We start from the raw sequence: 22195 nt of genomic DNA, 5'->3' as shown, positions 1-22195 counted from the left end.
GTGCGATTTCGGCAGACCGTTTCGCGACCGCATCTTCGTGGTAAAACTCCGCAACACCCGCCGCCGCATCGGCTTCACCGTCATCGATTCCGAGAAGGTCACCACCCTCCTGAAATCAAAGGGCCTGTTGCAAGAGCCCCCATCGGCCTGACCCACAATTACTCTCTGTTCCCTCAGTTCTCTCCTGTTCACTCCCCCCGTCGCCGTCTTCCTCCGCACTTTATAGATAGTGCTATCCATAACTCGCCCGTCAGCCACGGAAGCCCCTATTTACTGGACATCCAGACCATGTTCTGGTCTGCTCTAACGGTCGTAGCGGATCGAGGTTGGCGTCCAGTTCACGTTCCCCCTCCCCGTGTCTCTTCAGAATTGCAGGTCATGGTGACATTGAAGCGTTTACAATACAGGTCGCAACGCAAACTAGGATGCGTCCTGTTCCTCGTGACGTTCCTTACTAATATCGCCGGGGCGGCGTTGACCACCAATAACTGGACGCTCGCCGGCAGCGGTAAATGGGAAACGCCAGTGAATTGGTCATCGGGCAGCGCTCCGTCTCTGTCGGATGCGGCTGACTTCATCACCAACACCACCACCAAGACCGTGATGATCGACGCCACGACAACCAACACGCCCAGCGCCATGATTATCAGCAACCTGACCATTACTGGAACCGCCAACTCGACCAACACGCTGTTCCTCAACAACGCCGGTACCCTGACACCGTTGCGGATTCTCGGCACCAATTCTGTACTGGCGCTCAGCAACCACGGCGCTCTGGTGGTCAACAACTCGGCCATCGCGGCGACGAATACGATGGTCCAGCCGGTGCAGATAATCGTCGGTAGCAACGGGGCCAACGCCTCGCTGACGATCTCCAACGGCGGCTCGGTCTTCAACGACACCGGCTATGTGGGCTTCCTCAGTCCCGGCAACACGGCGCTGATCACTGACCTCGGTTCGGTCTGGAACTGCACCAACCTATACATCAGTTTTATTGCTGGCGGAGGCAATCAGATGATCATCTCCAACGGTGGCGCCGTGTACAGTATTAGCGGCATCCTGGGGAGCAGTCCCACGAACTCGGTGCTGATCACGGGCCTCGGCTCGGTCTGGAATAGTTTTATCCATTACGTCGGTGACGGTGGCTATTCGAATAAGCTGACAATCGCCAACGGCGGAGCGGCGCACGACGTGGACAGCTATGTCGGCTTCACCAGTTCCAGTAACACGCTGCTGGTCACCGGCTTGGGCTCGTTCTGGAATAGCACTGCCCAATTGAACGTCGGGTATTTTAGCGGCGGAGCCAACCAGATGATCGTCTCCAACGGTGCCGCGGTGCACAGTGGAAGCGGCTTTATCGGCAGTACTTCCAGTTCCAGCAACACGGTCCTGGTTACCGGCCCCGGCTCGACTTGGAATTGCGGTACCCTGTACGTCGGCCAGAATACCTCGTCCAATACCTTGACCGTCTCCAACGTTGGCGCGGTGATCGCGACCCAGGTCGTCATCGGCGCCTCCCTTGGCAACAACACCAGTAACAATAACAACATCGTTCGAGTGACCGGCGGCAGCTTGGTTACCATCAACACCGGAAATGGCCAGTTGATCGTCAGCCAGGCCGGGGGCAAAGGCAGCCTGATTCTTAGCAACGGCTCGGTGACGGTCGAACAGCTAATCGTGACCAACGGCGCGAACAGCGTGTTCACGTTCGCCGCCGGCACACTCTCCAGTGGTAACACCTACGTGACCAACAACCAGCTCTTCGTCGTCGGCGATGGCACCGACGCGGCGACCTTCCAAATCAACGGCGGTGTCCACAATTTCGCCAACAACCTGGAGATTCGTTCCAACGCGGTCCTCATCGGCTGCGGCACCATCAACGGGAACGTCACCATCGATCCCGGCGGCACCCTGCTGGCCAGTTGCGGGACGCTGACCGTCACCGGCATCATCACCAACAACGGCGTGCTGCAGGCCAGTGCTGGCCGTGTGGTGGAAGTCTACGGCCCGGTCGTCAACAACGGCACCATCGATCTGGCCGGCGGCTCGACAATGTTCCATTCCTCGTTCACCGATAACGGCATCGTCCTCGCCACACTGGAAGTGGTCGGCATCGCGAATGAGACCAATAACATCCGCGTCACGTGGACATCGCCTCTCGGCCAGACAAACGAGCTTCAAGCGACGACTGCCGGACCGAGCGCCAACTACAATTCCAATAACTTCGTCGCCATCTTCACGGTGACCAACGCCGTCAACCCCACGACCAACTTCCTCGACGTCGGCGCCGGCACAAACTTCACCTCCCGCTACTACCGCCTCCGTCTCGTACCGTAGCAGATAGGATGAGTAAAGGGGTCAAGGCTTGATTCCTGACACTCCATCACGTTCTTGACAGATTTATCTTCGCACCAGATCGCCCTGCGGTGAATCCTCCCGTTCAGGCTTCTGGTCCGCCATACGTGGTGAATAGGAATTTCTCCTACGAATGATTTAGTCGTTGCGCCAATAGACGGCCCTTTGCTTTGGTAGTAAAAAGTCAACCAAAAGCGAGGCGACTCAATGGAAACTCCCACCGAAGAACAGATCCGACGACGGGCTTATGAAATTTACATGAAGCACGGAGTACCCGGACGAGACACGGAAAACTGGTTGCAGGCTGAGCGGGAGCTCAAACAAATGCCGGAACCTGAAACTCAAGCGACCGTCTGGGTCCGGAAATCGAATCGACGAGGCCGGGATGTGAAAAGAGTCACCATCCACGGTCCGGAAAAGAATCCGGAATTTAAGAAAGAGGAATTGGTCAACGCTGGGCAACAGTATGAGCATTAAAACCATTCCCCGTTCCGAGTTCGATCAGTTGCTCCCTCTTTTTCCGGCCTTGGAAACCTTGATGGTGGAACAAGTTGAGTGGTTCTCCAATAGATCGGGAAACTTGCTCTGTGCCATTGCCAAAGGCGAAGGCGTGGCGGGTTGGAACTACGTCATCTTGAAGCGGGATAAGAAAGGCGATTTGCGTGCTCGCAAGGTGATGAGCAACTTTTTCAACTTGAGCGCTGCCAGGGTCGATCTATTCCTTTCGATGGCGGAGATCGAAAGGACCGATTGCGCCAATCGCGGAAGAGCGTCTTCTTGGTTGCCACCTCTCCTGGCGGGCCTGGTCAATTAATCCTAGATGCGGTCAGACCTGTATTCTTGACGGGTTTATCTTCGCTCCACAAACATCAAATATCCCCCCGTCCTCCCCCGGCAATTCACACATCGTCGCCGCCTCTTCTTTCTGCTTCCCCTTCGTGTGCTTCAGCGTGTCGCGCCATAGCTTCAGCGACGGCGGATGACTTCGTGGTGAATAGGTGTTTATCCTAATCCAATTCCAGCGTTGCTCCGATTGCGCGTTCCAGCGACTTGAAGGTATATTCTTAATAGAGACAATGCGTGGTTCGCTGCCGTAAGACCGAGCGTCCGAGGAAAACAGTGAGCCAGATTTTTGAGGAGACGACGAAGACAGGAAAATCTTGCTAAAGGAGTAAGAACTCGTGGCAAATCGTTCCGGCAAACCAAGCTTCCTTGGCCACTGGCACACAATTATGTGGGGGGCGATTGGGTGCCTTTTCTGCTGGGCAATCGTTCCTTCTGCTCCCGATCAACGGTCAGGGTCACTATCAACTCTCGCCTTTCTGTCAGTCCCCACGATTACAACGGAGTCCATTCGGAGCTATACCAGCGAACAGATCAAACCTCAGACGCTTACCTTGTGTGTGGCGCAGCCGATGCAGATACCGCCACCAGACAGCGGGTCCTGGAAGCGTTATGACCCCGATACACGCGTGGTTGCCGCCAATCGCTTCCCGGAGAACCCCGATACTAACGCTGACATCAACTCTGAACAGAAAAGCCAGCACTACTTGGGGACCAATTCTCCTACCGAGCCTGACGACCCGCATGTAAAGCTCGGTCTCGATCAGGAAGAGGCCGGCAAAAAGCCGCGTTTGGCGTTGCGGTTCATCATCCCATTTGGCAACTGACATTCAGCTCACAAAGCCGCCCTCCACAGCCGTCTCCGCGAGAAGCCACGACGTAGCTTTCGCTACAAAGCCGAGTCCTCGAGACGCCGCGATGTAGTTTTCGCGGCAAAAAGCAACGGCTGTCGCAGCGTTTGATGTTCATCCCCATGCGGCCTTGTTAGGAGCGCGCTTTGTCAGAACACGCTGCTCAGCCGTTGCGACACTAATCTACTCTCATGTCCTCACGACGCAATGTGCCAAGTAGCCGATTCGCGTTAAGGAAACTTCCCTAGGTCGTCATTCCTCACGGTGTGGCCGTCGCTTCGAGCTTCTTCTTCCAGTTGGCGACCTTGGTTGGGTGAGCCCGTGTTTCTACAAAGTACGGATAATATCTGGGTTAGTTGGATTGAGCGGCTGGGGCGACCAGCAGGAGTTTGGACGGGTCGTCGAGCGTGATCTGAATGCGTTCCTTCCAAGCGGCGCGGTAACCGCCGTATTTGGCAAGGTGTCCGGTGACCCGGACCGTGTGGTCGTTGAGCATCCGGTTGGGGTTCTGGCCCAGAACCGCTATAAGTTTCGAATAGGTAGCCGGCGGCACCCAGATGAGGAGCGCACGGTCATCAGGACCGGCAAACTCGATATCCATGGCATTGCCGGCGGCGGTGAACATGACATCGCGGACAGGTCCCTCCACGGTGACTTCGGTGCCGAGGTGCGAGAGAAGCACCGGGATATCCTCGGCGCGAAGAGCACTTGGGTCAGTATGAGTGGTTGAGGCAAGTCCCACCGCGACGACGGGCACGGGAGCAGTCGTAACGATGTTGGTTGGCGTTAGCGGCTGGATCTCGGGAGTCTCAGGAAGACGGGTACCAAGCACGGCGGCAAGTTCGTCCGGATGGAGCGAGCGCACGATTTCGGCGTACCAGCGGTTGCGAACCATGGCGAGTTGATCGCCGGAGTCGCTGAAAAAGGCGGGTGTAAAAGCGCTTCCGGCGCGATTGAGAACAGCAACAACGCGGGCGTCGGCCGTATCCGCCAAGACAACGGACCCACCCGTACCCGAGGTGTCAGGTTGAAAGGCAAGGAATCGGTTTCCCTTGGACGGGTAGGCCAGAGGTTTGAGCGAGGAGCGCACCGAGGAAAGCGGTTGACCCGTGACGGCGTCGTAGATGGTGAGCCAATCGTCCTGGGCAGCCACAAGGCGAGAGCCGTCGGCGGAAAAGCACAGCGCGGAAGGGCGCGTGCCGGCCAGGTCAAGAACCGTGTTCCCAGAGGCAACATCATAGACGAAAAGCCGACCTGTTCGGGAAACCGCAGCGACTCTTCGCCCGTCGCGGGAGCGCGCGGTGATATGACCGAGTTCGAGTGAACCGAGGGGCTTGCCGTCACGGGGATCGTAGCGCATGACGGTGTCAGCCGAACTCCAGTAAAGCAGCGCGCGGGCATCGGGGTCGAGTGAAGCAAGATGCGGAGACCAACCGGTGACCGTGGGAGCATCAATTTCAAAGGCGCTTTTGATGGGCCAGGCGGAGGCAGCGGTGTTGAGACTGCCGGGATGATAGATGAGCGCGCGGATTCGACCGTAGCGGGCGCTGACCGAGTCATCCGAGTCGGTTTCCTGGGCAATGACAGCCAGCGTGGCGGCGTCGGGCGTGGCGGCGATCGCCCAGGGCAGCCATTTGCCATCGGCCGGCCATTGCAGGCTGAATCGTGCCGATTGTTGGCGCGGATCGAACGGGAGGAAGAGCAGCTGCACCGCTGTTTCAGAGAATTGATAGTCGACACAAAGAAGTCCATTGCCACAAGCGGTGGCGCAGAAGTCACGGATGTTGCCGTTCAAGGGGGACCAGCTTTTTTGGAAGATGAGCACATCGTTGCGGTTGCGAAGCGCCAGGGTGTCATGGGCGAGGTCGGCGGCAAGAAACCCCGGCGGATCGGCCTCGGTGGGCAGCAGATTGTCGAAGCGGTCGCCGATGGTGAAATCATCGGGCGGGGAACCCATCCCTTTTACGACCAAGCCCGAAGTTCCCACCAGCCCGAGAATTGGGAAGTCAATGGTCGTGCCCCACTGTTTCGAGCTCCACGCCTGGATTTGAACGCCGAACTTGAGGTCATCATTGGCAATCGATTGCGAGGCGATCTCGACGGGGGTCTGCCCTGCATCGTACAAGAGAATCCGGCTGCGGGTATCTGATTCTCCACTGGTAGTGAACCATGCGGCAAAGTGAGTGGCGTCATAGAATTGGAAATCCGTCAGGCCCATCTGTTTTGCGTTGAAGGTTGCGGGGTCATGACGGCGATCCCAGACGAGCACGGGATCCTTCCAGGTTCCCCCGTGCAGCAGTATGATATTGCCATCAGGCGAAATACAGGCCTGATGCGGGACGGGTAGCTTTTGAGCTGTGGGGTTCTGGTTCCAATTAAAGGAGTCAAGCTCGGTGAGGGTGTGCAGGTCGTCGAGTAACACATCTCCGCCACGGAGCACCAGCAATAGGTTTTTGCCCTTGGTGGCAACGCATGAAACCGGATTCTGCAGGGGCTTGCTTGCCATGACGGTGAACGCCGGCAGGGACAGAAGGGAAACCGCCAGATCGGAAACGGCCACGACAGAGTTGGAATCCGGCCCCGGGAAAAGATAATGGACGCTTTGCTCAAGCCTCGCAGAGCCAAGGATGGCGCCGGTCCGCGCATCCAGTGCGCGGAGGCCGCCCGCAACGGACACGACCAGGCAGGAGCCGTTTTGAGTCCTGACCACGCAGGCCAGGGTCGCCGGCTCGTTCAGTGGGACCCGTGCGGAGAACACCCAGTGTTCGCGGGCGGCGGAAGCAATATTGTGAATGAGCAGACCATCCTCCCACTCGCCGCCAAGTTTGAAGGCTTCGGTCGCCTTGCCGAGCGCGGCAGGAAGCAACCGTTGCTGGAGCAGATAGCGGGCATCCGCCTGTGCGGCGGTTCGTTGGGCGCGGATCGTTTCGCGGTCGGCAATCTTCCTGGCCTCTTCCGCCCTCGCGGTCTCCAGTTCGGCCTTTTGACGCTGGCTTGCCTCACGCGCCTGGGCAGACAGGGCCTCCTGCTTTGCACGAGTTGCCCGCACCGACTGCCAGGTGCTTGCGATAATGCCCAGCACCAAGGCGACCGTTACGGCCGTCGTAGCGGCAAATACCAATTTGTTGCGGCGAAACGCCTTTTGAAACTTGTAAGCCGCGCTGGGCGGGCGGGCCACGACCGGCTCGTTGTCCAAATGCCGCTTCAGATCGGCGGCCAGCCCGTTGGCCGTCTCGTACCGGCGCGTGCGGTCCTTCTCCAAACACTTCATCACGATCCAGTCCAGATCGCCCCGGAGTTGGTGCACCAGCTTCGAGGTGTCGGTGGAACGGCGCCGGGCGGTGGTCGTCAGTTCCTCGCCCTGGAGCGTCGCGAAGCGGTTGCTGGGCCGCATCGGCTCCTGCTCGCGAATCGTCTTCCGCATCGCGTCAATGCCCCGCGACATCAATTCATTCGCGTCAAACGGGGTGCTGCCGGCCAACAATTCGTAGAGCAATACGCCGAGGCTGTAGATGTCGCTGCGCGTATCAATATCCAAGCCGCTCATCTCCGCCTGTTCCGGACTCATATACGCCGGCGTGCCGATGAACTGGTGTAGTTGCGTATAGACCGTCGCGTCCGTCAAACGGCCTTCCGTCGCCTTGGCGATGCCGAAGTCGATGACCTTCGGCACCGGCACGCCGTCGTGCAAGGTGACAAGGATGTTCGACGGCTTGATGTCGCGGTGGATGATGCCCTTTTGGTGGGCGTGCTGGATCGCCTGGCAGACCTTGATGAACAGGTCGAGCCGTTGATGCGTGGACAGATTGTTCTGGTCGCAATACTCGGTGATCGGCACGCCGCGCACCAGTTCCATGACGAAGAATGGCCGGCCGGTGTCAGTCGCGCCGGCATCGAGGACTTTGGCGATGTTCGGATGGTCCATCATCGCCAGCGCCTGCCGTTCCGCCTCGAAGCGGGCGATGACCTGTTTGGTGTCCATTCCGAGCTTGATGACCTTGAGCGCCACTCGGCGGCGGACCGGCTCGGTTTGTTCGGCGACATAGACCACGCCGCAACCGCCTTCGCCGATTCGCTCCAGCAGCTTGTAGCGACCAATACGGTCCCCGGGCTTTTCGGTGATCGGCACGACCATTGGCAGGTCGGTCGAGGGAGAAGATTTGACGGTCACATCCGGATCTTCACGTGATGGGTGATTGGTCATTGCCCCAGACTTTCGCCTCAGACTATCACACGGTTTCGGGTCAGAAAAAGAACTAAAGCCGCCGAACCAAGTCGAATTCGCGAGAAGTAGAGCAATCTCTCCCCACAATGTCGCCACCTGAAATGCCTTGTAATCCCCACGCGCACAGGCGTATAATTCACTGAATATACCGTTTGTGGGGCCGCTTCCCGGCTTTGGCTCTTGCCGCGACGCAAGGCTAGCGATTTGTTACGAGTCAGCCTGTGAGGGATCTTATGAAGAAGCGGGATCTGTCGGCCGGAGCAGCATCAAATCTTCTCCGAAGTCGGTTTACCTTTGCCCGTATCTCACTCTTGCTTCTGCTCCCAACGGTTGCGTTGGCGGCTGAGACACACGTGCTCAGTGGCACCGTGCCGAAAGCGGTTACGCAGTCGAATCTGCAACCGGTGGGTCGGCTACCGGGCACGAAGCAGTTACATTTGGCGATCGGACTGCCGTTGCGCAACCAGGCAGAACTCGACGCCTTGCTCCAGCAGATTGGCGATCCGACCAGTCCCAGTTTTCGTCATTATCTAACGCCCGAGCAGTTCGCCGAAAGGTTTGGTCCAACGGAAAAGGATTACGACACGCTGGTCACCTTCGCGACCTCCCACGGTTTCACAGTCACCACCCGACACCCGAACCGTTCCCTCCTCAGCGTGACCGCGTCGGTGGCGGATATTGAGAAAACTCTTAACGTAAAGATGCGCGAGTACCAGCACCCGACGGAAGCGCGCGCGTTCTATGCACCGGACGTCGAGCCATCGGTTCCCGCAGGGATCTCGGTGCTCGGCATCAGCGGCCTCAGTGACTTCAGCCGGCCGCGGCCGCGTCTCCAGGTTCTGCCGCCTGGCCAGCAAGCACCGCAGCCGAATAGCGGCTCCGGTCCCGGTGGCTTATACATGGGAAACGATTTCCGTGCGGCGTACGTCCCGGATTCGCCTCTGACCGGTACGGGGCAGACTGTCGGCCTCCTCCAATTTGATGGATACACGGCTGGCGACATCACCTACTACGAGAACCTGAACGGGCTCCCAAATGTCCCGCTGGTGAATGTGTTGCTGGACGGATTTGGCGGCGGGCCCAGCGGGTTTGGCGGTGAGGTCGAAGTGTCTTTGGACATTGAAATGGCAATCTCGATGGCACCGGGACTATCGAAGGTCATCGTCTACATGGCCGGGCCTTACGGCAACTGGCACGACATTCTGAATCGAATCACCACGGACAATCTGGCCAAACAAATAAGCTGTTCGTGGTATCAACCGGGTGCGCCGAAGGATCCGATCGCTGATGGGATTTTTCAGCAGATGGCGGCCCAAGGCCAGTCGTTCTTTGACGCCTCGGGTGACTACGATGCCTTCACGGGATTGATCCCCTTTCTTGGGGACACGCCCTACGTCACACAGGTTGGCGGAACCACCTTGACCACGACCGGTCCAGGCGGCGCCTACGTTTCGGAAACCGCTTGGAACCGGGGTAACGGCATCGGGACTGGTGGCGGCATCAGCACCCAGTACCCCATCCCGAGCTGGCAATCAAATGTGGACATGACCGCCAACCATGGCTCGACGACCATGCGCAATATTCCCGATGTCGCGCTGACCGCAGAGAACGTATACGTCCGCGCGAACGGCACGACCTATTCGGTGGGTGGCACGAGTTGCGCGGCGCCGTTGTGGGCCGGCTTCCTGGCTCTCGTCAATCAACAAGCCGCCGCTCAGGGCTCGGCGCCGGTCGGCTTTCTCAACCCGACGGTCTATACGCTGGGCCTCGGATCCAGGTATGCCACGAGCCTTCACGACACGATCACCGGCAACAATTTTTCCAGCGGCAGTCCGACGAACTTTCCCGCGGTCGTCGGTTATGACCTTTGCACGGGCTGGGGCACGCCGTCCGGGGTCAACACGATTAACGCCCTGCTGTCCCCGAATGTCAACCCAGTGCTCACCGTCGTTGCGACGACAGTAACCGGCGGAAACGGCAATGGAGCGATCGACCCGGATGAGTGCAATTTCCTCTCCGTGTCGATTCAGAATTCCGGCAACGGCACCGCGGCTGTCGTGAACGCCACGCTGAGTACCACCACGCCCGGCGTGACGATCCTTCAGCCCAAATCGGCCTGGCCCAACCTCGTGCCAAATGCCATCGGCTCCAACACAATTCCCTTCCAGATCACCACCTCGCCGTCCTTCGTGTGCGGTGCTCCCGTCGCGCTCAGTTTGGCGGTCACCTTCAACCAGGGCTCGAGTACGCTCAATTACACAATCCCGAGCAGCAGTGTTTACGCCATCACGCAAACCAACGGCGCGAGTATCGTGCCGGGTGTGGCTGACACCGGGAATCATTGCGACGACTGTTGCACCACGATCGCCCTCCCGTTTGCCTACCTGTTTTATGGACAGTCCTATACCAACGTAACGTTGAGTTCCAACGGCAACCTGCAATTCGCCGGCAGCAACGCCACCCCCAAGAATGTCTGCCTGCCGTCCTTCGGATTTGACCAAAGCATCTTCCCGCAATGGCAGGATTTGCGCACCGATGGCGCCGGCAACGGCGTCTTCACCTCGACCACGGGCGTGGCGCCAAACCGTATTTTCAACATTGAGTGGCGCGCCGTGTATTACAGCGGCGGCGTGTCTACGTCGACGGTCAACTTCGAGGTGTGCCTCTACGAGAACCAGGGACGCTTTGATATCATCTACGGCAATTTGAACGGCAACGGCAATGGCGCCACGGTCGGCGTTCAAAACAACACGAACGCCGTCAGCCAGTTCGAGTGCAGTAGCGGCGTTCTCGCCAATGGACTGCAGGTGACTTTCCAGGTTCTCCCGTGCCCGGACGGCGGCGGCCAATGCCAAACCGGACTACTGGGTTACTGGACGTTTGATGAAGGGGCCGGAAGCACGGCCAACGATTCCTCGGGCAACATGAACACGGGCGCCATCACCAATATGGTCGGCAATCCCCTCTCATGGGTTGGCGGCGTCTTCGGCGGAGCGCTCGACTTTGATCACCAGACACAGGTGATCGTTTCGAATTCCCTTTCGCTCAATCCGTTCAGCGGCATCACGATCTCCGCCTGGATGGACGCCGACTATTGGGGCAACAGCGGCTACACCCCACGGATCCTGGAAAAGGGCAATTCGGATAATCAGTACGAACTGCTTTCCACGTCGTCCGGCCAACTCGAATTCCTGCTGCCCGGGGTCAGCAACGGTGTTTTGGTGGCGAACGCCCCATCACCCGGAAGTTGGCATCAAGTCGCGGGCACGTTTAACGGATCATCAATGATACTGTATCTCGATGGACAGGTCGCCGCGCAGCAGCCAGCCAGCGGTGTGCTGGCGATCACATCCGATAGGCTGGCCATCGGAAGTGATCCTGCCGGGAGTGTATCCAACATGTTCAGCGGCAGGATGGACGATGTGCGGGTTTACGGACGCGCGCTCTCGGCCGCCGAAATCGCTCAATTGTACAATGCCGATACCGTCGGCGACGGAATCCCCAATTGGTGGCGTCAGCAGTACTTCGGCACGGGATCGACCACCGGTTCGACCACTTGCGCCACGTGCGACTTTGACGGCACCGGCCAGAATAATCTCTTTAAATACACCGCGGGCCTAGACCCGACCAACCCCTCGTCAGCTTTTGGGCTCAACGTCGCCCTGTTCTCAACCAACTTCACCGTGATTGGCGGTCTGGTTGCGAATTACCAGTTCGATGGGAATTTGACCAACGATGCCTCGGGCAATGGGCATAACGGAATTGCCGCTGGCGGCGTGACACTTACCAAGGACAGATTTGGCAATTCGAACAGCGCCATGCATTGTGACGGCGCCACAGGATACGTTCGTGTTCCGGCGCAATTGACCGGGGGCAATCCGTTTACGTGGTCAATCTGGTTTCGGCCGGGATTTACGGCCACCAATCTGACCGGTGCTCTTCTCAACGAGGGAGGCGCCCCGGCACAGGGCCAGACTTCTCCCGCCCTTTGGATAAATTTTATCAGCCCTCCGACCTTCAATCCGGGAGTCATTGATTTTTATTATTATGGCTCATCGGGGGGCGTTCACTTGCTCTCCCAAACAAGGGCCCAGTGGGACAGCAACGCCTGGTATCACGTGGCCGTCACCAGCGACAGTTCTGGTAACCGATGCATGTATGTCAACGGCGTCTGCGAGGGCTCGGCCAATGGCCAGGAATTTGGACAAGGTAACGGGAATTTCTACATGGGCGCGCTCGCTTCCTACTCACAGAATTACTTCCTCGGGGACATCGACGACGTTCGTGTCTACAACCGGGCGCTCTCGGCGCAAGAAATTCAACAGTTGTACTTTGGTGCGTCCAGCACCCAGGCCAACGTACAGTTCAGTCCGGTGCTTCCCAAACACACCTACACTCCGCAGTTCAGCACGGCGCTGGTTAGCGGCGTCTGGCTGCCGCTCACGACGTTCACCGGGCCGGTGACGAATGGCAACCAGGTCACGATCACGGATACAAGCGCGACGCAACCCGCGAAATTCTACCGCATCGACATCTCGAAACCTTGAGCGGGCCTGCCCGCCATTACAAACAAACTACCGATTTGTAAATGACGCTGATGGCTTGTTCTGTTTTATTAGCGTCAAATGAAACCTCCGAGACCGAACGAGGGCAATACTTGGGAAGTGCTTGACGCTTCCACCGTGCCCGCTCCATCATCCCGAATCGAAGCGCCCCTATGATTCGTGTTTGCCCAAAATGCGATGTCCCGCTCTTTATCCTCCACTTCAAGGATATCGAGATCGATTTCTGCAATCACTGCCGCGGACTGTGGCTCGATGCCGGCGAACTCGAAGCGCTCATGCAACAAACCGGAGCGAACACCCACGATCCGCTATTAAAGTTCCAGCAGCAAACGGGCGTTCAGCCCAGTGGTCGCCCTCACCTCTGTCCGCGGTGTGATGCGCCACTGCACGAAATCAGGGTCTCCGAAATGGAGGGACGCGCTCCGTCGCGTCCGTTGCCTGCGCCGCTCACTCTCGACAAATGTCCGCGCGGGCATGGCCTCTGGTTCGATGCCGACGAACTGCAGCAGCTTCTCGCGACGTTTCCGCCGGAAAGCGGCGCGGGAAGGACGATCGATTACTTGAACGAAATCTTTACCACGAAATCAAAACTCTAAACGAACACGGAGGCAGGATATGGGTATTGGAATTATTGCATTGGTTTTCGTCGGACTGGTGGTGGTCGTACTGGCGTGGGTCGCAGGTGCCTACAACGGCCTCGTTCGCCTGCGCAACCAGTTGGAGAACGCCTGGGCGCAGATCGACGTCCAACTCAAGCGCCGCCACGACCTCATCCCCAATCTGGTTGAGACGGTCAAAGGCTACGCCACGCACGAGCGCGAGACATTCGAGAAGGTCATCCAGGCGCGCAACATGGCCGTCAGCGCCAAGACCGTCGGCGACCGCGCCGAGGCCGAAAACGTTCTCACCGGCACGTTGAAATCGCTCTTCGCCGTCGCCGAGGCCTACCCCGAACTCAAGGCTAACCAGGAATTCATGCGCCTCCAGGAAGAGCTCTCATCAACCGAGAACAAGGTGGCTTTCGCCCGCCAGTTCTACAACGATTCGGTGATGACCTACAACACGCACATCGAAGTCTTCCCGATGAATTTCATCGCGACGATGTTCAACTTCGGTCGGCGCGAGTTCTTCGAGGTCAAGGCCGAGGACGAGCGCGAGGCCCCGCAGGTCAAGTTCTAGGCGCTTCGCTATCGACCCGGCATGTGGGAACAAATAATAGCCAATCGCCGCCGTTCCGCCCTTCTCATCACCGGAATGGCGGTGATTCTGTTGCTGATCGGTTTCACCGGCGGCGAACTGCTCGCCCCCAACGCCGGCGTGCTGGGCCTCCTCTTCGCCCTGCTTCTCTGGGGCGGGATGATGCTTGCCTACTTCACCAGCGCCGAATCCATCCTCATGGCCGGCGCGTACGCGCGAGAATTGAAAAGGGAAGACAGCCCGCAGTTGTTCAACATCGTCGATGAAATGTGCCTCGCCTCCGGGCTGGGCTTCATGCCGCGCATTTACCTGATCGACGATCCCGCGCCCAACGCCTTCGCCGTCGGTCGTAAACCCGAAACCAGTTCCATCACCGTCACTACCGGCCTGATGTACCGCCTCAACCGCGACGAACTCCAGGGCGTCATCGCTCACGAGATCGGTCATCTCAAGAACCGCGACGTGCAATTCATGACGCTCGCCGCGGTCATGCTCGGTTCCATCGTCATCCTCTCCGAAATCGTCCGCCGCTCGCTCTGGTACGGTGGACGTGGTCGGAGTCGCTCCGATTCGCGCGATGGCAAGGACGGTGGCCAGGCGCAAGCCATCATCCTGGTTGTCGGCCTGCTCTTCGCCATCCTCGGCCCTATTATGGCGCAACTGCTCTACTTCGCCTGCTCCCGCAAACGCGAGTATCTCGCCGACGCCAGCGGTGCGCAGTTCACCCGTTACCCCGAAGGCCTCGCCTCCGCCCTCGAGAAAATTTCCCAGGCGCACGTGCCGCTCAGCTTCGCCAGCAAAGCCACCGCGCCCATGTTCATCGTGAATCCCTTGACCGCCGCCAGTGAGGATGGTGACGAATCCGACAGCGTCTTCTCCTCGCACCCGCCCACCAGCCAACGCATCAAGATTTTACGCGCGATGACCGGCGCTTCATTCACCGACTACGAAGCCGCCTGGCGCAAAGCCAAATGCGGCTCGCTCATCGGCGCGCAAACCCTGCAGTCCGCTCCAACAGAACCCATCCGTGCGCCGTCCAATGAAGGCCCGATTCAATCCCGCCAGGACGCCCACGACGTCGCCCGCCGCGCCTCCGGTTACATGCGCCTAAAGTGCAACTGCGGCCTCGAGATCTCCGTTCCCGAAGGTTACGAACAGGACTCCATCCGTTGCATCCGTTGCGGCAGCATCCTGCCCATTCCTTCCGCTGGGGAGGGCGAGGCTCCCGCCGAGCCACGCCGACCCGATTCCGCCGTTCCACCGGTCATTCCACTCGCCCCGCTACAATTCCACCGCACCAGCACCGGCTGGGAATCTTTCCGTTGCGCCTGCGGTCGCACCGTCCAACTCAGCCCCGCCTTCGACGCCCCGCAAATCCGCTGTACCGCCTGCGGAAGGACGATTGAAGTTACGTAGGCGACAGCCAACTCAGTTGACCCGTTCTGCCGTCTCGGTTAAGACTTCGCTGTGACCAGCGTCGCCACGCCACCCGCCAAGCCCGTGATGGTTTTCGACGGCGATTGCAATTTCTGTCGCCGCTGGATCGCTCGGTGGCAACAGAGCACCAGTGATCGCGTTGAATATATCCCCTTCCAAGATCCAACCATTACATTGCGTTTTCCCGAATTGACTCGCGAGCAATGCGAGCAGGCGGTGCAGTTCATCGACGTAGACGGCTGCATTTATTCCGCTGCCGAAGCGGTCTTCCGCGCACTGGCCGTCGAGCCCTGCCAGCGTTGGCCCCTCTGGCTCTATCAACATATTCCCGGCATCGCGCCCGCCACCGAATGCCTCTACCGTTTCGTCGCCAGGCACCGCACCAGCTTTTCGTTCCTTACCCGTCTCTTCTGGGGCGAACAAATCGAACCGCCCACGCATTTTCTCACGTGCTGGCTCTTCCTCCGTCTGCTCGGGATTATCTACTTCATCGCCTTCGTTTCCTTATGGACTCAAATCGATGGGCTCGTCGGCAGTCACGGTATCCAGCCAGCGCAAGCTTTTATGGAATCCGCGCGAAATTGGGCCAACAGCCACGGTAGTTGGGACGCTTTTCGGACGGCCCCCACGTTGTGCTGGTTCAGCGCCAGCGACACCTTTCTGCATTTCCTCTGTTGGGGGGGCGCCCTTGCCGCCGTTCTGGCGACAATCGGTATCGCTCCCGCGCCGCTGCTGGCATTAGCGTGGTTGTTTTACCTCTCCCTGACGACCGTCTGCGGTGAGTTCCTCGGTTATCAATGGGACACCCTTCTCTTGGAAACCGGCCTCCTCGCCGTGTTCTTCGCTCCGCTGCAATTCCGGCCGGGACTCGCCCGCGAAGCCCCGCCCTCCCGCGTGATGCTCTGGCTGCTGCGTTGGCTGCTCTTCCGACTGGTCTTCGCTTCAGGCCTGGTCAAGCTCGCCTCGCACGACACTACCTGGCGCGGCCTGACCGCCTTATTTTACCACTATCAGACCCAACCGTTGCCCACCTGGGCGTCCTGGTACGCCCAGCAGTTTCCCCTGTGGTTCCAGCAGTTCTCCTGTGGTGTTATGTTTGTCATCGAACTCGGCGCGCCGTGGTTAATTGTGATGTCGCGTGGGCTCCGCTTCGTGGCCGCTGGCGCAATCATTTTCCTGATGCTCTTGATCGCCGTCACAGGGAACTACTGTTTTTTCAATCTGCTCGCCATCGCCCTGTGCGTGCTTCTGCTGGACGACGCCGCGCTGCGTCGTTGGGCTCCCCGCCGCTGGCGAACACTCTCCGCCAATTCTCGCGCGCCTCGCTGGCCATGGTGGGTGACGATACCGCTGGCCGCGCTGGTGATTCCCATGACGACGATGACCCTACTGGAAGCGTTCCGTGAACCGATTCCCTGGCCGACACCGATGATCAAACTCTACGACACCCTGGCACCTACTCGCAGCTTCAACCCCTACGGTCTTTTCGCGGTCATGACCACCGTTCGTCCTGAAATCATCATCGAAGGCAGCAACGACGGCGATCATTGGCTGCCATACGAATTCAAGTATAAACCCGGCGATCCCCAGAAAAGACCGTCCTTCGTCGCACCGCACCAACCGCGGCTCGACTGGCAGTTATGGTTTGAAGCCCTGCGCGTGGAAATCCCCCGCCCGTCGCCTACCGTTGCCTTCGTTAATCTCTGCGTCCGCCTGCTCCAGGGGCAACCCGAAGTCCTCGCGTTGCTGCAGACGAATCCCTTCCCGACCGCCCCACCGCGTTATCTCCGCGCCTGGGCCTACGAGTATCGCTTCACCAATTTCGCCGAACGCCGCCAGACCGGCGCATGGTGGCATCGGAGATTTCTGCGGGAGTACTGCCCGATCATGGAGCTGCGGAAAAACGTCTCGGAAAATGCTACCGACCACACTGCGGCGCTTCCGTCTCGGAACGGCCCAAATTGAGGAAATCCAGCGCCTTCTGGTAACTGCGCCGCTCGAGGTAATGGACCAGCATGGGTGGCGCTTCCGCGCCGAGTTGCTGCTGCAATTCCGTCACGCGAGCCAGAGTCGCGCTGACCACAGATTGGTTCTTCTCCGCTACGGCGCGCATGAATTTTGCAAGCGTCTCACGTAGTTCCTGTTCAACCGTTGTCATCTACCGGCGCACTCCTTCAAGATGTTTGCCGCGCTTCTTGCCGGGTCGGAAATCCCAGAGCAACCAATCGTCGTCAGGAACAAACTTCCGGAGCTTGCGGTCCCATTTCCTTGGAAGTTCGTAGCTCAATTTTTCCAGAAACGGCAGCAACGGCCGCTTGGGCTTGTGACGCCGCTCGTGTTCGTCGAGCGCGATCTCGTCCTTCCACCCCAGCTTCTTCCGATACGGGGCGAAACCGAACCCGTCGAAGAAATTCTCGCCGCCCACCAGCGGAATGTACCACAAACTGGGGACAGCCCGCGGGTTCTCTTTGATCGGGATCTCCCGCTCCAACCGCGCCAGTAATGCCGCGCCCTTCGGATCATCCTTCAGGTGGTCGCGCAATTCATGAAGCGTGGGGAAGTTGATCGGCGGACTGACAAACAACACGGGCTTGTGCTGCACCGTCGCCGTGATGATTTCATGCGGGGTACCAACGCTGTAGATGTTCGTCGGACAGTACGAAATCGTAAAATCGCTCGTGTCCACCATCCGCAGGTCGATGTGCAGCGTTTCCCAAAACTGCCGCGCGCACCACGATCGCGTCTCCGCACCCTTGCGTCCCGACCGATACGTCCAGACCTCTTTGATCCGCTCGCCGCTCTTGGCGTCCTCACGCCCGTATTCGTGGAGCCCGCGGACATCCGGTTTGAACCACGGGTCGAACACGGTCACGCCTGCCGCCTCAAGAAATTCGCCAACTCGATTGCGCCAGCCGAACTTCTTCTCCGCGGCGCGTGACGCCACGAAGTCCATCGGGCCGGAAAGATAAACGCGCGCGCCTTGCAGCAAGCCGTGTTGGTTGTTCGAGCGCCCCATCCCCACAATGCTAGACGGAGCCACCCGTCATCTCAAGCGAAAGATGCTTGCGATGAGGTGCCCGTCGCTTTGTTTCGAAAGCGAATCTCAGGAAGAAACTGGGTTCTGCTGAATGGCCTGTTCCACCGCCTGGTCGTAGACCGTCTGCCCTACCGCGCCAAACTGCGCTACAAACCCTGAGCGAAAGGCAGCCTGCTGGACTGGCGACGCGTTCAGTATATACGATTTCAAGTAGGCGACAAACTGGTCCATGGTCACATGGTACAGTTTCAGTTCACCGCCCCACTGGTAACCGGGCTGATAATAACTGTCCGCGTCTTGATTCGTGTACTGCTCGGTCTGGGTGTCCGGATTGGGAGTGTATTCCGATGCGGGACCCGGCCCGTAGTCCGGAGCGTAGTACGGTGTTGAATTGTAATATCCGTAGGCGGGATAATAGCACCACGGCACACCGAAGAACGGCGCACCGAACCCAAAGACGATTACGTTATGACTGTGCCCAAAGCCGTGGTCGAAATGTCCCCCCCGGAATCCACGCCGATCCCCAAAATCTCGTCGTGGGAAAAACGTTCCCCGACCGCCCGAGAACCTGTCGCCAACAAAACCTGGATGGTGAAAACCAGGTGACATGCCCGTGTTTCTCTGAACCGGAAAGTTCGCACGCATGCCAGAACCGCCGCGGAACGTAGCGAGGGCAATATGACCGTTCAAACCTCTATTGCCAGAACTCACCGCCGATCCACCGGTCGGCCCACTCTTCATCATCACTTGCGCGTACGTCGGAGACGCCGTCAGAAGCACCCCGAGCACAACCTCCAACAAATATCCCGGTTTCACCGTCTCCACCTTCTTTCTCTATAGAGTTAGACGCTTGGACACGCTCCTTTGTTTCACGAAAAATGGTTCGACAAACAGAATCGGGCGCGCAATAATTACCCATGTCTATGGGATCAGGAGGTATCCATTGAACCGCAGGGCGTTCACCTTGATCGAGTTGTTGGTTGTGATCGCGATCATTGGCGTTCTGGCTGCCTTGCTGCTGCCGACTTTGGGCATGGCGAAAGCAAAAGCGGCTGCCGTCCGTTGCACATCCAATCTCCACCAAATTCATGTCGCCATGAGCCTGTACGCAGACGAGCATGATGAGATGTTTCCGGTTTCGGGAGCTTTGATTCCTTGGGACCAGGCCGACGTGACGACGGGGTTGCCGAGTTGGCTGCAGCAGATCTTTCCCTACACGAAGAGCAAGACAGTCTATCATTGTCCCTTGGATACGCGCTCGGACTTCAGCTATTTCAACGGCGCACGCGCAGCGTATGTCGCGGCGGGGAACAAGTTCGCTTCACTCGACCGCCGCCGCATCGCTTTTCCACAGGCCTTTGTCTTGTCGGGAGACACCGGCGGTCAGGCGACAGGCGGCAGTTTTGATCCGCTCGATGCGGACAAGGATGACTACACGCAAAACTGTGTAGGCGGCCCGAGCGGCGGCGGCGCGGTGTGGATGAATTGGCAACGACACGGCGCCGGCCAAAACCTGCTCTTCGCCGATGGGCACGTCCAGTGGTACGGTGGTTACGTCGCCAGCGACATGACCTTCCGCTACGACACGATGAGTCCTTGGTAATCCCCCCGTTACGGCACGATTACAAGTTGGTAATGCGGTCCTTGTCCCATTGACTTGAGTCCATCTCTGCGGCAGCCTCGCTTCGGTAGCAATTGCGAGTCAGGAGGAACGCGCCGCAATGAAACTTCCGCTGCTGACCATTACCTTGGCCACGGTGTTCCTCTGCCCCCGACGAGGCCCCTGCGCCGACCAGGACTCCTCTTCAAGCTTGCAAGTTTTACCGACGACCAACGACACCACAATCGCGTCCGTTGAACGGAGAGACTATCTGCTGGCATATCACGACGAAGAGGGACCGAAGAAATACTTGGAGTGGTTATGGAAAGACCCGATAAATCTCCTCACGCGCCCGGTGTATTGGCACAGTGAGCAGTGGGAGACGTTTGGCATCGAGGCCGGCATTACCGGCGCGCTTTTTCCCCTGGATAATACCGTGCGCGATGCCGTCCACGACAACAAAACTGCGTCGCTCGACGACGGCTTGAATACGGTCCGCACAATTACCGGCAACGGCGTTTACTTCTTTGCCGCAAGCGGCGCAATCTTTGGATCTGGACTGATCGTGCAAAACGAGAAACTGGCCGACTCCGGTTTCTTCGCATTCGAATCGGTCGCGTACGCCGGTGCCTTGGAAGAAGGAGTCAAGTTTGTTACAGGACGGAAACGACCGAATTCAGCCAGGAACCAGTATCAGTTTGAAGGACCCGGCTCGCATGCGTTCAATTCATCGTTCGTCTCGGGAGAGGCGACCGTGGCCTTTGCCTTCGCTTCCAGTGTCAGTGAAGTCTGGCAAAATCCCTGGGTGACCTGGCCCTTGTACGGGCTCGCCGGCGCTGTCGGTGCACAGCGCATCACCGATAACAAACACTGGCTCAGCGACGTGGTCGGCGGCGCGTTTCTTGGTCATGCCGTCGGAAAAGAGATCGTCCACTTTCATTATAGCCGCAACGTGGACGGCGTGCTCCAACCCTACGTCACTCAAGATACGGTGGGCCTGCAAATGACCTGTCGGTTTTGAACTGCATTTGTTCGTTACTCAGGTAGAATATTCCGCATGTGGCAGCCCTCTTTGCCGTGGTGGGAATTCATCGTCCGTGCGCTCGTCGTGTACGGGTTCCTCGTCGTGCTCCTGCGAATGACCGGGAAACGGCAGGTCGGCCAACTCGCGCCGTTCGACCTGGTCTTGTTGCTCGTTCTCAGTAACGCCGTGCAGAATGCCATGAATGGCGGTGACAACTCCGTCCTCGCCGGTGTCCTCTCGGCTTGCACGCTCGTGCTGGTCAATTATTTGGTCGGTCTCGCCGCTTACCGGAGCAAGAAAGTGGAAGCCCTCATCGAAGGCCGCCCCGAGATACTCATCCACAACGGCCGGTTGTATGAAGAAGTCTTGGTGCGCGAGAAATTGACCCACCACGAGTTGACCGCCGCCTTGCGTGCCGCGGGTTGCAGCGAAGTCGCCGAAGTACACTGTGCTATGCTCGAAAACAACGGTCAGATCAGTGTCGTCGCCAAAAAAGACGTGGCCGCCTCGACGGTTACTCCGCGCCGCCCCTGAACTGGTCCTGCTTGTTCTTGAACAAGACGTTGAACGTTGTCAAAGAACCATACGACCGCGTGATGTACTGTTGGAATTCCACCTTGTCCGCATCGCTTAATTTCTCGTGGCTGTTGATCTTTTGCTCCAGCACGCGCAGGTTGTTACGTAGCATCACGACCTTGTGGAAGAACACATCCAGCGGCACTTCCTTGGCCTGCACATTCGCGTCCGCGGGATGAAGCGTCAGCCGTCCGCCATGCCAACGGCTCCCGAGTTGTTCCACCACGTCCCCCGGCTTCTCCAAACCGAGTTCATCGAGCAACACGCGCGTCACCTTCTCGACGAACTGCTCCAGCGGCATTTCCAGTCCGGTCACTGACGTCCGTGCTTCCGCCGGTTTGAGATCGCTCGACTCGGGTGCAATTGTTCGCGCCACGTCATTGAAACGAATCTCCGCCATGGTCTCCGTGATGGATTTCACCGTCCCCATCCCGTGTTGCGGATGCAGGACTTTCATTCCGACGTGCAATTCCTGGATTTTCATA

Annotated in this window: 17 protein-coding genes; 12 read left to right on the top strand and 5 right to left on the bottom strand. The window is 58.6% G+C overall.

Annotation, left to right across the window (positions count from 1 at the left end):
* Window positions 1-441: 441 nt before the first annotated feature.
* From VNL17_03815 to VNL17_03800, 4 genes are all read left to right on the top strand, one after another.
* Window positions 442-2337 (top strand): hypothetical protein, encoded by a 1896-nt coding sequence (locus VNL17_03815; protein HXI83199.1) that lies wholly within the window; start codon window positions 442-444, stop codon window positions 2335-2337.
* Window positions 2338-2562: 225 nt separating this feature from the next.
* On the top strand, window positions 2563-2832 hold the full coding sequence (locus VNL17_03810) for a DUF2934 domain-containing protein (protein HXI83198.1): 270 nt from the start codon (window positions 2563-2565) through the stop codon (window positions 2830-2832).
* A complete protein-coding gene (locus VNL17_03805; GenBank protein ID HXI83197.1) occupies window positions 2822-3169 on the top strand; it encodes a hypothetical protein in 348 nt (115 codons plus the stop codon). Before VNL17_03810 ends, VNL17_03805 begins: the two co-directional genes overlap by 11 nt.
* Window positions 3170-3536: 367 nt before the next feature.
* Window positions 3537-4025 carry a hypothetical protein gene (locus VNL17_03800; GenBank protein HXI83196.1) on the top strand — a complete coding sequence of 163 codons (489 nt, stop codon included), beginning with the start codon at window positions 3537-3539 and terminating at the stop codon, window positions 4023-4025.
* A 376-nt stretch (window positions 4026-4401) separates the two neighbouring features.
* On the opposite strand, the gene VNL17_03795 is transcribed toward VNL17_03800, so the two are convergent.
* Window positions 4402-8253 (bottom strand): protein kinase, encoded by a 3852-nt coding sequence (locus VNL17_03795; protein HXI83195.1) that lies wholly within the window; start codon window positions 8251-8253, stop codon window positions 4402-4404.
* 254 nt (window positions 8254-8507) lie between these two features.
* Here VNL17_03795 and VNL17_03790 point away from each other — a divergent pair, with 254 nt between their 5' ends.
* The 5 genes from VNL17_03790 (at window position 8508) to VNL17_03770 (ending at window position 17438) form a co-directional block, all read left to right on the top strand.
* Complete coding sequence (locus VNL17_03790) at window positions 8508-12821, top strand: LamG-like jellyroll fold domain-containing protein (GenBank protein ID HXI83194.1); 4314 nt, start codon at window positions 8508-8510, stop codon at window positions 12819-12821.
* 170 nt (window positions 12822-12991) lie between these two features.
* The gene (locus VNL17_03785) at window positions 12992-13435 is read left to right on the top strand and encodes a zf-TFIIB domain-containing protein (protein ID HXI83193.1); all 444 of its coding nucleotides are present in this window, start codon (window positions 12992-12994) and stop codon (window positions 13433-13435) included.
* Window positions 13436-13460: 25 nt separating this feature from the next.
* Window positions 13461-14018, top strand: coding sequence for a LemA family protein (locus VNL17_03780; protein ID HXI83192.1), 558 nt, complete (start codon window positions 13461-13463; stop codon window positions 14016-14018).
* Between the two features lie 21 nt (window positions 14019-14039).
* The gene (locus VNL17_03775; protein HXI83191.1) at window positions 14040-15452 is read left to right on the top strand and encodes a M48 family metallopeptidase; all 1413 of its coding nucleotides are present in this window, start codon (window positions 14040-14042) and stop codon (window positions 15450-15452) included.
* Between the two features lie 51 nt (window positions 15453-15503).
* Window positions 15504-17438: a lipase maturation factor family protein gene (locus tag VNL17_03770; GenBank protein ID HXI83190.1), complete on the top strand. Its 1935-nt coding sequence runs from the start codon at window positions 15504-15506 to the stop codon at window positions 17436-17438.
* Here the strand turns inward: VNL17_03770 and VNL17_03765 are convergent.
* From VNL17_03765 to VNL17_03755, 3 genes are all read right to left on the bottom strand, one after another.
* Entirely contained in the window at window positions 17392-17631 is a 240-nt protein-coding gene (locus tag VNL17_03765) for a hypothetical protein (protein ID HXI83189.1), read from the bottom strand. The genes VNL17_03770 and VNL17_03765 overlap by 47 nt on opposite strands.
* Window positions 17632-18513: a hypothetical protein gene (locus VNL17_03760; protein HXI83188.1), complete on the bottom strand. Its 882-nt coding sequence runs from the start codon at window positions 18511-18513 to the stop codon at window positions 17632-17634. It abuts the gene before it with no gap.
* A 63-nt stretch (window positions 18514-18576) separates the two neighbouring features.
* Window positions 18577-19119: a hypothetical protein gene (locus VNL17_03755; GenBank protein HXI83187.1), complete on the bottom strand. Its 543-nt coding sequence runs from the start codon at window positions 19117-19119 to the stop codon at window positions 18577-18579.
* Between the two features lie 334 nt (window positions 19120-19453).
* Here VNL17_03755 and VNL17_03750 point away from each other — a divergent pair, with 334 nt between their 5' ends.
* The 3 genes from VNL17_03750 (at window position 19454) to VNL17_03740 (ending at window position 21668) form a co-directional block, all read left to right on the top strand.
* Window positions 19454-20113 carry a type II secretion system protein gene (locus VNL17_03750; GenBank protein HXI83186.1) on the top strand — a complete coding sequence of 220 codons (660 nt, stop codon included), beginning with the start codon at window positions 19454-19456 and terminating at the stop codon, window positions 20111-20113.
* A 118-nt stretch (window positions 20114-20231) separates the two neighbouring features.
* Window positions 20232-21131 (top strand): phosphatase PAP2 family protein, encoded by a 900-nt coding sequence (locus VNL17_03745; protein ID HXI83185.1) that lies wholly within the window; start codon window positions 20232-20234, stop codon window positions 21129-21131.
* Between the two features lie 36 nt (window positions 21132-21167).
* Window positions 21168-21668, top strand: a complete 501-nt coding sequence (locus VNL17_03740) for a YetF domain-containing protein (protein ID HXI83184.1) — start codon at window positions 21168-21170, stop codon at window positions 21666-21668.
* Here VNL17_03740 and VNL17_03735 read toward each other — a convergent pair.
* Window positions 21649-22194: a hypothetical protein gene (locus VNL17_03735; protein ID HXI83183.1), complete on the bottom strand. Its 546-nt coding sequence runs from the start codon at window positions 22192-22194 to the stop codon at window positions 21649-21651. The two genes, VNL17_03740 and VNL17_03735, sit on opposite strands and share 20 nt — an antisense overlap.
* Window position 22195 lies beyond the last annotated feature (1 nt).

This window comes from Verrucomicrobiia bacterium (assembly GCA_035577545.1).
Classification (GTDB): Bacteria; Verrucomicrobiota; Verrucomicrobiia; order Palsa-1439; family Palsa-1439; genus Palsa-1439.
This window is presented reverse-complemented; position numbering and strand designations above follow the sequence as displayed.